We start from the raw sequence: 12,393 nt of genomic DNA on the forward strand, positions 1-12,393 counted from the left end.
TTACCGTATTCCCCGTGAACGGCAGCGACGAGAGCCTGGCCGAGACGTTCTGGGCGGTGACCCGCCGGCTGCGGCACCAGACCAAGCGCGCGCTTGCGCCGTGGGAGATCAGCCCCGGGCAGGCGCGGGCGCTCGGCGTGCTGATGCGCCACGGCGCGCTGCGGCCCGGCGCGCTCGCCGAACACCTGCGCATCGCGCCGCGCTCGGCCACCGAGGTGGTCGACGGGTTGCAGGAGCGGGGTCTGGTCGAGCGACGGCCCGACCCGGGCGACAGGCGGGCCACGCTGGTCGCCCCCACCGCCGAGGGCGAGCGGGTCGGCACGGCGATCCGGCAGGCCCGGGCCACCGAGGCGGAACGGTTCTTCGGCGCGCTCTCGCCGGAGGACCGGGCCGAGCTGGCTCGCATCCTGCTCCGCCTGCGCGAGGACTAGCCCCGATTTCACCCGCTCCGGGTGAGGCGACAGGCCCCGTGGCGGGGAATAGCGCCACCGGGAGGAGGGCCGATGGCGGACGCCACCGAAGAGTTCTTCCGGGGCCTGGGGCAGCGCGGGCAGCGCGGGCTGACAGCGCTCCACGAGGGCACCGTCCGGTTCGACATCGCCGGCGACGGGTCGGTCGACCACTGGCTGGTCTCCATCGCCCGGGGCGAGGTCACCGCGGCACGGCAGGCCACCGGCGGGGACGCGGTCGTCCGGGCGGACCGGGCCGTCTTCGACCGGATCGCGCGGGGTGAGGCGTACTTCCTGACCACGGTCCTGCGCGGCGAGGCCGAGGTGGAAGGCAGCCCGCGGCTGTTCGCGACAGTACGCCGGCTGTTCCCCTCCCCGCCCGGATCGCGCCCGGAACGACACCGGGGAGGCGACGATGGTTGACGGCCACGTCGGCATCTTCGACGGGACGATCTTCCTGGTCTGCGACCGGGCGGGCGACATCGTCCCGTCGGCCGACGCCACCCACGGCCTGTTCGCCCACGACACGCGTCTGCTGTCCCGGTGGCAGCTGACCATCGACGGCGAGCGGCTCAGCACGCTGTCCATCGACGACATCCAGTACTTCGAGAACCGGTTCTACCTCGTCCCGGGCAGTCAGGACGTCTACGTCAACAGCACGCTCGAGGTGCGCCGCACCCACACGCTGAACAGCGGACTCCAGGAGGAGCTGCTCCTGGTCAACAACGACCGGCGGCCCGTCGACCTGACCGTGCGGATCGAGGCGGACGCGGACTTCGCGGACCTCTTCGCGGTCAAGGAGGGCACGACGGACCGCGAGGGGTGGCACTACCGGCGGGTCGACGGCCCGCGGCTCGTCCTGGGCTACCAGCGCGAACGGTTCCGCCGCGAGACGATCGTGTCGGCGACGGCTCCGGCGGAGGTGGACGAGAACGGCCTGACGCTGCGCGTGCACATCGAGCCGCACGGCCGGTGGCAGACCCGGCTGACCGCCGAGCCGGACCTCCCCCTGCCCCGCGGGCTGGAGCGGCTCAGCCTGCCCGGGCGGGTCGCGGGCCGCGCCCGGGACAAGCCCGCCGAGCTGCGGGAGTGGCTGGACCGGGCGCCGCGCCTGGAGACCAGCTGGGGACCGTTGCAGAACACCTACCGGCAGAGCCTGATCGACCTGGCCGCACTGCGGTTCAGCCCGTTCCTCGCCGGAGCCGGGTGCGTCCTGGCCGCCGGGCTGCCGTGGTTCATGTGCCTGTTCGGCCGCGACAGCATCCTCACCAGCCTCCAGGCGCTGCCGTTCGCACCCGAACTCGCCGCCACCACGCTCACCGTGCTCGCCTTCCGGCAGGGCAGCCGGATCGACGACTTCCGGGAGGAGGAGCCGGGCCGGATCCTGCACGAGATGCGCTACGGCGAGCTGACCGTCTTCGACGAGACACCGCACAGCCCCTACTTCGGCAGCGCGGACGCCACTCCCCTGTTCCTCGTGCTGCTCGACGAGTACGAGCGGTGGACCGGCGACGCCGCCCTCGTCCGCGCGGTGGAGCAGGAGGCGCGGGCGGCCGTCGACTGGATCGACCACTACGCCGACCGGGCCGGCAACGGCTACGTCTCCTACGAGCGGCGCAACCCGGTGAACGGCCTGGAGAACCAGTGCTGGAAGGACTCCTGGGACGGCATCTCCTACCGCGACGGCCGGCTGCCGGGCTTCCCGCGCGCCACCTGCGAACTCCAGGGGTACGCGTACGACGCGAAGGTGCGCACCGCCCGGCTGGCCCGCGAGATCTGGCACGACCCGGCGTACGCGGACCGGCTGGAGCGGGACGCCGCCGACCTCAAACGCCGCTTCAACCACGACTTCTGGATCGACGACGGCGAGTACATGGCGCTGGCGCTGGACGGCGACGGCAGCAAGGTGGACGCTCTGTCCTCGAACATCGGCCACCTGCTGTGGAGCGGCATCGTCGAGGAGCCGAAGGCCGAGGCCCTGGTGCGGCACCTGATGTCACCGGCGATGTTCAGCGGCTGGGGTGTCCGCACGCTGGCCGAGGGCGAGGCCCGCTACAACCCGGTGGGCTACCACGTCGGGACCATCTGGCCGTTCGACAACTCGTTCATCGCCTGGGGTCTGCGTCGCTACGGGTACGCCGACGAGGCGGCCCGCATCGCGGCCGGCATCCTGGACGCGGCGGCGTTCTACGACGGCCGGCTGCCGGAGGCGTTCGCCGGGCACGCCCGGTCCGAGACCCGCTACCCGATCCGGTATCCGACCGCGTGCAGCCCGCAGGCCTGGTCGGCCGGGGCCCCGCTGCTGCTCCTGCGGACGATGCTCGGCCTGCGGCCGGTCGGCGACGATCTCGTGGCCCGGCCCGCCCTGCCTGCTAGCCTCGACTACGTGGCGTTGCTCGACGTCCCCGGCCGCTGGGGGCGCCGGGACGCCTTCGGCAGGAGCACCGCCGCCGGCGGCCTGAGCCGCTACGAGCTGGCGCCGCAGCAGCTCTCCGCACCCTGACGGGACCGACATGCAGCGCATCGACTGGGCACACACCGCGATCGTGGGCGTCCACTGGCAACACGAGGTGGTCAGCCCGGACGGCGTCTTCGGCCCGTTCTTCGCCGGCCAGGTGGCCCGGCACGGCGTGGCGGCGAACGCGGCCCGGGTCGCCGGGGCCGGGCGGGCCGCGGGCGGCCTCGTGGTCTTCACCCGCGTCGCCTACCGGCCCGGCTATCCGGACCTGATCGCCAACACCCCGAGCTTCGCGATGATCGCCGAGCGCGGGGCGTTCCTGGAGGGCGACCCGAAGACCCGGATCGTCGACGAGGTCGCGCGGCAGCCGGACGACGTGGTCGTCACCTCCACCCGGCTCGGCGGGTTCACCGGCACCGACCTGGACCTGATCCTGCGTGGCCGGGGCGTGCGGACCGTGGTGTTCACCGGCGTCGCGACGAACTTGGCCGTCGCCGCCACCGCCTATCAGGCGGTCGACAACGGATATCGCATCGTCACCGTCTCCGACGCGTGCACGGCGGCCACCGACGAGCTGCACGACGCCTACCTGAGCACGCTGGGCCAGCTCGGCGAGGTGGCGACCACCCACGAAATCACCTGACGGTCCGGCCGACAGGCGCTCAGCGCAGGCCGGCGGCGATCGCGTCGACCAGCAGCGCGCCCAGCGTACGGGCCATCACGGCGCGGGCGGCCTCGACGTCGAGCCCCATCGAGTCGCGCATCATCGACCACGCCGACCAGGTGCCGGCCACCGTCAGCGCGTCCAGCAGCTGCGCGCGGCCCGGCCCGGCCTGCGCCAGTTCCGGGGCGAACACCGCCTCGATCTCGTGCCGGACCCGGGCGACCGCCGCCTCCCGGTTGCGCCGCAACTGCGGGGAGAACGGCTCCCGCAGCGCCGACGCGCGGGCCGAGGGCGCCAGCACCTCCAGCAGCCGGGCGCGCTGGTCGCAGAACGCGGCGATCCGGGCGGTCAGCGGCAGCTCCGGCGGCACCGGCCGCCAGAGCGCGGCCTGCCGCTCGCCGACCCGCCGCCCGGTCGCGGCGAACAGCGTCTCCATGTCCTTGAAGTTGGTCCAGAGCGTGCGCAGCGACACCCCGGCCCGCTCGGCGATCCGTTCCCCGGTGGGCCGCAGGTCACCGGAGTCGATCAGGGCCAGGTGCGCCTCCACGATCGCGGCCCGGGTCCGCTCGGCCCGCGCCGCCCGGCCGTCCACCCGCTCCGGCGGGTCGGCCTCCACCTCGATCATGGGTACGGAATCTCCTGTTGCTCGTCTGCCGGCGGCCACTCTACGTGCGTCCCGCCGGGCGGCCGGCACCCGGCCGCCCGGCGGGGACGCCTCATGCGGTCGGCACCGCGTCCGCGGGCGGGGTCGTCGGCGGGTCGGTGAACTCGGTGACCGCGCCGTCGCCGTCATCCGTGGTGTACGCGGGACCGAAGTACTCCTGCACGCCGTTGCTCACCTTGGTGAGCCGCACACCGCCGTAGCCGGCGTGCACGCCGTCGGCGTACCGGAACGGGACCAGGCCGGGCCCGCGGAATCCGCCCTTGCGCACGGCCTCGACCAGCTTCTCCCGGGTGGGGTCGGGCCCGGCGGCGAGCATCGCCTGCACGAACGTGTACGCCATCGAGTAGCCGTAGATCGCGTTGCCGTCGACCGGGTTGCCCGCGTTGTACTTCTGGTGGATCTTGGTGAACTCCTGGATCCACGGGTTCGCGGTGTCGGCCACGTTCGGCAGGTAGTTGTCGGCGACCATGCCCTCGAGGATCACCTTCTTGTCGCCGAGCTGCGCGGACAGCGTGGTGTAGTCGGCGCCCACGTTGGAGACCACCCACTGCGCCTTGAAGCCCTGCCCGGCGGCCTGGCCCATGGCGAGCGCGGTGAAGCCGGGGATGGTGGCCGAGATGACCACCTGGCAGCCGGCCGCGCGCAGCGCCCCGATCGCCGGGCCGACCTGCTGGTTGGTGGTGGTGTACGTCTGCTTCGCCGCGACCGGGCCGAGGATCTGCTCGACGCCGGCCAGCGAGTCCCGGCCGAAGTCGTCGTTCTGCCCGAAGTGGCAGACCTTCGCCCCGGGGAACTCCTTCTTGACGTAGCTCGCCAGGATCTTGCCCTCGACTGTGTAGTCGGGCTGCCAGCCGAACGTGGTCGGGTACTTGTCCGGCTGGTTCCAGTTGCGGCTGCCGGAGGCGACGAACAGGTCCGGCACCTTCTGCGTCTTGACGAACTCCAGCACGTTCGTGTGCGTGGGCGTGCCGAGGCCGCCGAGCAGCGCGAAGACCTTGTCGTCGAGCACCAGCTTGCGGACCACGTTCTCGGTGTTGGCGGGGTTGTAGCCGTCGTCCATGACCTTGTAGACGATCTTGCGGCCGTGCACGCCACCCTTGCTGTTGACGTGCTCGAAGTACGCCTTGGTGGCGGCGGAGATCTTCGAGTAGCCGGGCGCGGCCGGTCCGGTGAGCGGTTGGTGGGTGCCGATGACGACCTCGGAGTCGCTGACGCCGGGGACGTTCTCGGCGGCCTGCTTCTCGTCGTCGGCGCAGGCCGTCAGCGCGGCCAGCATGGCCAGGCCGGCGGCGGCCGCGAGAACGCGGCGGGTGGTGGGGCGCATGGTTCTCCAATCCGGTGCGACGGTGCGAACGGTGTGGGTGGAACCGGTGAGGTCAGCGGTCCGGCGACCGGCGGGTGGCGCGACGACGGCGCAGCGCGGCGCGCAGCCGGGCGCGGACGGCACGCACGCCGCCCTGCAGGCCGCCCGGGGCGGCGAGCATGACGACGATGAGGATCAGGCCGAACACCGCGAGCGCGAGGTTGCCCTCCAGCCGCTGGGCCAGCCCGGCGGACAGGCTGAGGTGTTCGGTGAGCAGGCCGGGCAGGTCCTGGAGCGCGACCAGCAGCACCGCTCCCCAGACCGCGCCGGCGAGGCTGCCCAGCCCGCCGATCACGATCGCCATGAGCAGGAACAGCGACAGGTCCAGCGGGAACTTGCCGGGCGCGACGGTGGCGGTGAGCATCGCGTACACGCCGCCGCCGAGGCCGGCACAGGCGGCGCTGACCACGAACGCGAGCACCTGGGTGCGGGCCACCGGGATGCCGGCGAGCCGGGCCGCGACCTCGTCGTCGCGGACCGCCCGCAGGGACCGGCCGAAGCGGCTGCGTACCAGGTTGGCCAGCAGCAGCATGGTGAGCAGCGCGGCGGCCAGCGCGATCCAGGCCAGCCAGCGTTCCGGCTGGAAGTAGGCGCCGAGCGCCGCCGGTGGCGTCTGCGCCGGGAACCGCAGCCCCTGCTCGCCGTTGAACACGCCGGTGAAGATCGTGGTGACCGCCGGGACGAGCGTCGCCACGGCGAGGGTCACGCCGGCCAGGTAGGGGCCGCGCAGCCGGGCCGCCGCCAGCCCGACGACCAGCCCGCCGAGCGCTGTCACCGCGACGGCGACGAGCAGCGACGCGGGCAGCGTCCACCCGCCGCGTATCGCCCGCTCGTCCAGGGCCTGCTGGGTCAGCGCCACGGTGTACGCGCCGGTGGCCATCAGCGCGCCGTGCCCGAGCGAGAGCTGGCCGTTGAGTCCGACCAGGACGGTGTGCCCGGCGGTGACGCAGAGGAACGCGCAGACGCGCGCCACCTGGAGGTTCTGGTACGGCGCGAGCTGGTTGGTCACCAGCACGACGAGCGTGCCGGCGAACACCGCGAGCGCCAGGTGGCGCAGCAGCGTGGAGCCGCGCGCCTCGTGTCCGGCGGGGGCGCCGGGGAGCAGCCGCCGCAGCGGGGACGGCGCGGCGGGCGCGATCTCGGTGGGGGTGCTCGTCACACGTGCCTCGCTCTCGCCGCGGAGAAGAGCCCGCCGGGGCGGACCAGCAGGACGGACAGCAGCAGCACCAGGACGGCCAGCGGGGTGGTGTCCGGTCCCAGGTAGCCGGTGACGTAGGACAGGATCAGCCCGACCAGCAGGCCGCCGACCACCGCGCCCACCGGGCTGTCCAGGCCGCCGACCACGGCGGCGGTGAACGCGACCACGAAGACCAGGTCCATGGCGTGCGAGTGCAGGCCGAGTCCGGTGGGGACGACGAGCATGCCGGCGAGCGCGCCGACGCCGGCGGCGAGCGCCCAGCCCAGCGTGAGCATCCGGCCGACGCTGACGCCGAGCAGCCGGGACACCTCCGGGGCGAACGCGGCGGCCCGCATCCGCAGTCCCACCGGGGTGCGGGTGAACAGCAGCGCGAGCAGCGCCACCACCGTCAGCGCCGCGCCGAGCACCCACAGGTCGTACGGGGACAGCGCGGCCACCCCGCCGATGGTGAGCGCGTCGGTGTCGAACGGCGCCGGTGCGGGCCGGTAGTCGTTGCCGAAGACCATGCCGAGTACCGCCTGGATGACGAGCACCAGCCCGAGCGCGACGATCACCTGGTTGAGCGGGCCGCCGGGGCCGGCGAACCGCATCAGCACCCGCTCCACCAGCGCGCCCAGGGCCAGCCCGGACAGGATCGCGGCGGCCAGGCCCAGCCAGTACGAGCCGGTGGCGGACACGACCGCGTACCCGACGTAGGCGGTGGCCACGGCCATCGCGCCCTGGGCGAAGTTGACCACCCGGGCGGCCCGCCAGATGAGCACCAGCGCGAGCGCGAACGCCGCGTACACCGCCCCGGAGGCGAGCCCGTCGAAGGTGAGGAACCAGAACCGCTCCATCCGCGACCCCTTCCTAGAATCCGAGGTACGCGTGCCGGAGCTGGTCGTCGTCGCGTAGCCGGGCGGCCGGCGCGGCCGTCACCACCTGCCCGAGCGACATGACGATGCCCTGGTCGGCGACGGACAGCGCGCTGCGCACGTTCTGCTCGACGAGCAGCACGGTGAGCCCCCGTTCGTCGCGCAGCCGCCGCAGCAGCGCCATGATCTGCGCGGTGACCTTGGGCGCCAGCCCGAGTGACGGCTCGTCGAGCAGCAGCAGCCGGGGCCGGGCGATCAGCGCGCGGCCGATCGCGAGCATCTGCCGTTCCCCGCCGGAGAGCTGGTGTCCGGCGTGGTCGCGGCGGCGGGCCAGGGCGGGGAACAGCTCGTACACCTCGTCGAGCGCGCGCCGGGCGTCGGCGCGGTCGCGCCGCCACAGCCCGCCCAGGCGCAGGTTCTCCGCCACTGTCAGCTCGGTGACCACACCCCGCCCCTCCGGCACGTGCGCCAGGCCGCGCCGGACCAGGTGTTCCACCCGGACACCGCGCAGGTCCTCGCCCGCGTACCGGACCCGGCCGCCGGTGGGACGGAGCAGACCCGAGAGGGTACGCAGCAGCGTGGTCTTGCCCGCGCCGTTGGCGCCGAGCACGGCGGTGACGGTGCCGGCCGGGACGGTGAACGCGACGTCGCGCAGCACCGGCACGGGCCCGTAGCCGCAACTGAGCGCCTCCACCTCCAGCACGGCGGTCACCGCGTGCTCCCCTCGGCCGGCACGTCGGCGCCCAGGTACGCCTCGGTGACCCGGGGGTCGTCTCGGATGCGTTCCGGCGGCCCGGCCGCGATCACCTTGCCGAAGTCGAGCACCACCAGTTCCTGACAGACGGACATGACCAGGTCCATGTGGTGCTCGACGAGCAGCACGGCGCAGCCGTCCTCCCGGTCGGGCAGCGCGCGGACCAGGTCGGCCAGCTCGGCCACGTCGTCGGCGCCGAGACCGCCGGCCGGTTCGTCGAGCAGCAGCAGCCGGGGCCGGGCGATCAGCGCGCGGGCCAGCGCGACCCGCTTGCGTACCGGGTACGGCAGGGTGGCGGGCGCCGCGTCGGCGTACTTCTCGATGCCCAGTTCGGCGAGCAGGTCCATCGCCCGGGTGCGCAGCCGCCGCTCGTCGTCGTCGCTGCGGGGCAGGCCGAACAGCGCGGCGGCGAAACCGGCGCGGGCGGTGTGGCTGGCGCCTGCGACCACGTTCTCCAGCACGGTCAGCCCGGCGAACAGGCCGACACCCTGGAGCGTGCGGGCGATGCCGAGCCGGGTGAGGGCGTGCGGGCGGGGCCGGAACGGCCGGCCGTCGAGGGTGAGCGAGCCCTCGGTCGGCCGGACGAAGCCGCAGACCACGTTGAACAGCGTGGTCTTGCCGGCGCCGTTGGGGCCGATCACGCCCACGATCCGGCCGGGCGGCACCCGCAGCGAGACGTCGTCGAGGGCGACCAGGCCGCCGAAGCGTACGCCGACGTGGTGCAGCGCCAGGCCCGGTTCGTCGGCGGGGGCGGCCGGTGGGCTCATCGTCACCTCGTGCCGGTCGAGGGAGCAGAGAAAACTAATTACACCGGGAGTGTACTTTTCTCTGCCGCCGCGTCAATGCCCCCGACGATCACGACCCTTCTCGACCGGCTGCGAGCCTCCTACCTGCACGGTCGGTGCGATCATCCCGGCATGCGGTCGCGGGCGCGGCGCAGGAACGTCTGCTCCGCCGCGTTGCCGGTGCCGGCGATCGCCGCGTCGTACGCCTTCCGCGCCTGCTTCGGACGGTCCAGCCGGCGCAGCAGGTCGGCCCGGATCGCATGCCACACGTGGTAGCCGCCCAGATCCAGACGCTCCACCTCGGTCAGTCCCGCCGCCGGTCCGCGTACCTCGGCCAGCGCGACCGCCCGGTTCAGCGCCACCACCGGCCCGGGCGCGACGGCGGCGAGCTGGTCGTAGAGCGCGAGGATCTGTCCCCAGTCGGTGGCGGCGGCGGTGGGCGCGTCCGCGTGCACCGCGCCGATCGCGGCCTGGATCTGGTACGGGCCGGGCCGGCCTCGCCGCAGGCACCGGCGGACCAGGTCCTGCCCCTCGGCGATCAGCTCCCGGTCCCACCTGCGGCGGTCCTGCTCGGACAGCGACACCGGCACGCCGTCCGGCCCGGTCCGGGCGGCGCGGCGCGCCTCGGTGAGCAGCATCAGCGCGAGCAGGCCGAGCGCCTCCGGCTCGTCCGGCATCAGCGTCACCAGCAGCCGGCCCAGCCGGATCGCCTCGGCGCCCAGCTCGGCGCGGCCCAGCCGCTCCCCCGCGCTCGCCGTGTGCCCCTCGTTGAAGATCAGGTACACCACGGCGAGCACCCCGCGCAGCCGGTCCGGCAGGTCCGCGTCGCGCGGCACCCGGTACGGGATACCGGCGTCGCGGATCTTCGCCTTGGCCCGGACCAGGCGCTGCGACATGGTGGGCTCCGGCACCAGGAAGGCGCGCGCGATCTCGGCGGTGCTCAGGCCACCGAGCAGGCGCAGCGTCAGCGCCACCCGGGCGGGAGCGGCGAGCGCCGGGTGGCAGCAGGTGAAGATCAGGCGCAGGCGGTCGTCGGGCACGGGCCCCTCCTCGGCGGGCGGGTCGTCGTCGGCGTGCAGCAGGGCGGCCTCGGCGTGCCGGGTGGCCCGGGTCGCCTCGCGCCGCAGCCTGTCGATCGCGCGGTTGCGGGCGGTGGTGATGATCCAGCCGGCCGGGCTGGCCGGCGGCCCGTCGGCGGCCCACCGCGACACGGCGACGGTGAACGCCTCCTGGACCGCCTCCTCGGCGAGGTCGATGTCGCCGAGGAGGCGGACCAGGACGGCTACCGCGCGGCCGTACTCGGCCCGGAAGACCCGTTCGACGTCGGTCATCCCTCGCCCTGGAACGGGCGGACCTCGATCGGCAGCGTGGTCGCGAGGGCGTAGCGGCGGCCCCAGTCCAGCGCGGCGTCCAGGTCGGGCGCCCGGATGATGGTGACGCCACCCAGGTACTCCTTGCCCTCGGCGAACGGGCCGTCGGTGACCAGCACCTCGTCACCGGCCGGGCGCAGCACGGTGGCGGTCTGCGGGTCGTGCAGGCCGTTGCCGAACACCCAGCACCCCGCCTCCCGCAGGTCCCGGCCGATGGCCTCGACCTCGCGCATCACCCCGGTTAGGAACTCCGGGTCGGGACGGCCCTCGCCGACCGGCTGGTACATGCTGATCAGGTACTGCTTCATCGGTGTCTCCTCACCGCCGGGGACGGCCCCGCGCCGCCCTCTCACCCTCCACACGAACGACTGATGCCGGTTTCGACACGCCGGGCCGGGTGAATCCGGCCGGGAGCGGGGTACGCCGTCGCGTGCGCCGTCACCGGGTCGTCGTCGTGGGCGCCGGGTTCTCCGGTCTGGCCTGCGCGCTCGCGCTGGACGCGGCGGGCGCCGAGGTACGGGTGCTGGAGGCGCGGGACCGGGTGGGCGGCCGGACGCGCAGCCGCCCGCTACCAGGCGGCGGCTGGCTGGATCTCGGCGCGCAGTGGATCGGCCCGACTCAGGACCGGATGTACGCGCTCGTCGCCGCGTACGGCCTGACCACCTTCTCCTCCCCCGCGCACGGTGCGGCGGCGCTGCTGCTCGGCGGACGCCCGGCCACCGGCGAGCCGCCGGGGCTGTCCGCGCTGCTGGGCACGCTCGACGAGATGGCGGGCACGCTCGACCCGGCCGCGCCGTGGCGTGCCGCCGAGGCGGCACGGTGGGACCGGGTCACGTTCGGCGGCTGGCTCGACGCGAGCGCGGCCGACCCGGTCACCGCCGGATACGCGGGCCGGATGCTCGCCGGTGGCCTGCTGGCCGCCTCACCGGACGAGGTCTCGCTGCTGCACATGCTGTTCTACCTGCGCAGCGGCGGCGGTACCGGCTCGCTGCTGCGCATGGCCGGTGGCGCCCAGCAGGACCGGATGGCGGGCGGTCCGGCCGCGCTGGCCGAGCGGATGGCCGCCGCGCTGCCGCCGGGGAGCCTGCGCCTGCGCGCCCCGGTGGACGGCGTCGCGCAGGACGACGACGGCGTGCGGGTGCGCTCCGGCGGCGAGACGTACCGCGGCGACGCGGTGGTGGTCGCGCTGGCGCCGACGCTGGCCGGGCGCATCCGGTACGACCCGCCGCTGCCGCCGCTGCGCGACGGACTGACCCAGCGGATGCCGATGGGTGTGGCGCTCAAGGTGCACGCGCTCTATCCGGAGCCGTTCTGGCGGGCCGACGGCCGCTCCGGCGTGTCCAGCACCGACACCGGGCCGCTCACCGAGACGGTCGACAACTCGCTGCCGGACGCGCCCGGCGGGGTGCTCACCGCGTTCAGCTACGGCGCGCAGGCCCGGGCGCTGCGCCGGCTTCCGCAGGACGCCCGCCGGGACGCACTGTGCGAGGCGCTCGCCGCGATCTTCGGCCCGGCCGCCGCGCGTCCCGACGACATCGTCGAGTACGACTGGTCGGCGGACGAGTGGACGCGCGGCTGCTTCTGCGGCGTCCTGCCACCCGGCGCGTGGTGCGCGTACGGCCCGGAACTGCGCACGCCCGTGGGCCGGGTGCACTGGGCCGGCACCGAGACCGCGACCCGGTGGAGCGGCTACCTGGAGGGCGCGGTGACCGCCGGCGAGCGCGCCGCCGCCGAGGCGCTCGCCCAGCTCGGCTGAGCACCCAATTCAGTGAGATTCTTCGATGCAATCTATTGAAAAGTTTCTCCGCCCTGTGCCCTAATGACGACAGTTCCT

General features: G+C 74.1%; 13 protein-coding genes. 5 read left to right on the forward strand and 8 right to left on the reverse strand.

Going from position 1 to position 12,393, the window contains the following annotated elements; genetic code table 11:
- Positions 1-14 precede the first annotated feature (14 nt).
- From OC439_RS01485 to OC439_RS01500, 4 genes are all read left to right on the forward strand, one after another.
- Positions 15-431, forward strand: a complete 417-nt coding sequence (locus OC439_RS01485; protein WP_262011811.1) for a MarR family winged helix-turn-helix transcriptional regulator — start codon at positions 15-17, stop codon at positions 429-431.
- Between the two features lie 72 nt (positions 432-503).
- Positions 504-872 (forward strand): SCP2 sterol-binding domain-containing protein, encoded by a 369-nt coding sequence (locus OC439_RS01490; RefSeq protein WP_262011812.1) that lies wholly within the window; start codon positions 504-506, stop codon positions 870-872.
- Entirely contained in the window at positions 865-2,952 is a 2,088-nt protein-coding gene (locus tag OC439_RS01495; RefSeq protein WP_262011813.1) for a glycogen debranching N-terminal domain-containing protein, read from the forward strand. The genes OC439_RS01490 and OC439_RS01495 overlap by 8 nt, the downstream gene beginning before the upstream one ends.
- Before the next feature lie 10 nt (positions 2,953-2,962).
- Positions 2,963-3,550 (forward strand): cysteine hydrolase family protein, encoded by a 588-nt coding sequence (locus OC439_RS01500; RefSeq protein WP_262011814.1) that lies wholly within the window; start codon positions 2,963-2,965, stop codon positions 3,548-3,550.
- 19 nt (positions 3,551-3,569) lie between these two features.
- Here the strand turns inward: OC439_RS01500 and OC439_RS01505 are convergent, their stop codons facing one another.
- From OC439_RS01505 to OC439_RS01540, 8 genes are all read right to left on the reverse strand, one after another.
- Positions 3,570-4,196: a TetR/AcrR family transcriptional regulator gene (locus OC439_RS01505; RefSeq protein ID WP_262011815.1), complete on the reverse strand. Its 627-nt coding sequence runs from the start codon at positions 4,194-4,196 to the stop codon at positions 3,570-3,572.
- A 91-nt stretch (positions 4,197-4,287) separates the two neighbouring features.
- Complete coding sequence (locus OC439_RS01510) at positions 4,288-5,559, reverse strand: ABC transporter substrate-binding protein (protein ID WP_262011816.1); 1,272 nt, start codon at positions 5,557-5,559, stop codon at positions 4,288-4,290.
- 52 nt (positions 5,560-5,611) lie between these two features.
- Positions 5,612-6,757 (reverse strand): branched-chain amino acid ABC transporter permease, encoded by a 1,146-nt coding sequence (locus tag OC439_RS01515; RefSeq protein ID WP_262011817.1) that lies wholly within the window; start codon positions 6,755-6,757, stop codon positions 5,612-5,614.
- Entirely contained in the window at positions 6,754-7,632 is an 879-nt protein-coding gene (locus tag OC439_RS01520; RefSeq protein ID WP_194799177.1) for a branched-chain amino acid ABC transporter permease, read from the reverse strand. Before OC439_RS01520 ends, OC439_RS01515 begins: the two co-directional genes overlap by 4 nt.
- A 13-nt stretch (positions 7,633-7,645) precedes the next feature.
- Positions 7,646-8,362, reverse strand: coding sequence for an ABC transporter ATP-binding protein (locus tag OC439_RS01525; RefSeq protein WP_262011818.1), 717 nt, complete (start codon positions 8,360-8,362; stop codon positions 7,646-7,648).
- Positions 8,359-9,171, reverse strand: coding sequence for an ABC transporter ATP-binding protein (locus tag OC439_RS01530; protein ID WP_262011819.1), 813 nt, complete (start codon positions 9,169-9,171; stop codon positions 8,359-8,361). Before OC439_RS01530 ends, OC439_RS01525 begins: the two co-directional genes overlap by 4 nt.
- Positions 9,172-9,311: 140 nt before the next feature.
- Entirely contained in the window at positions 9,312-10,520 is a 1,209-nt protein-coding gene (locus tag OC439_RS01535) for an RNA polymerase sigma factor (RefSeq protein WP_262011820.1), read from the reverse strand.
- A complete protein-coding gene (locus OC439_RS01540; protein ID WP_262011821.1) occupies positions 10,517-10,867 on the reverse strand; it encodes a YciI family protein in 351 nt (116 codons plus the stop codon). Before OC439_RS01540 ends, OC439_RS01535 begins: the two co-directional genes overlap by 4 nt.
- 122 nt (positions 10,868-10,989) lie before the next feature.
- On the opposite strand from OC439_RS01540, the gene OC439_RS01545 reads away from it, so the two are divergent.
- Entirely contained in the window at positions 10,990-12,315 is a 1,326-nt protein-coding gene (locus OC439_RS01545; protein ID WP_262011822.1) for a flavin monoamine oxidase family protein, read from the forward strand.
- Positions 12,316-12,393 lie beyond the last annotated feature (78 nt).

It is taken from the genome of Micromonospora sp. Mcm103 (genome assembly GCF_024519755.1).
GTDB lineage: Bacteria > Actinomycetota > Actinomycetes > Mycobacteriales > Micromonosporaceae > Micromonospora > Micromonospora aurantiaca.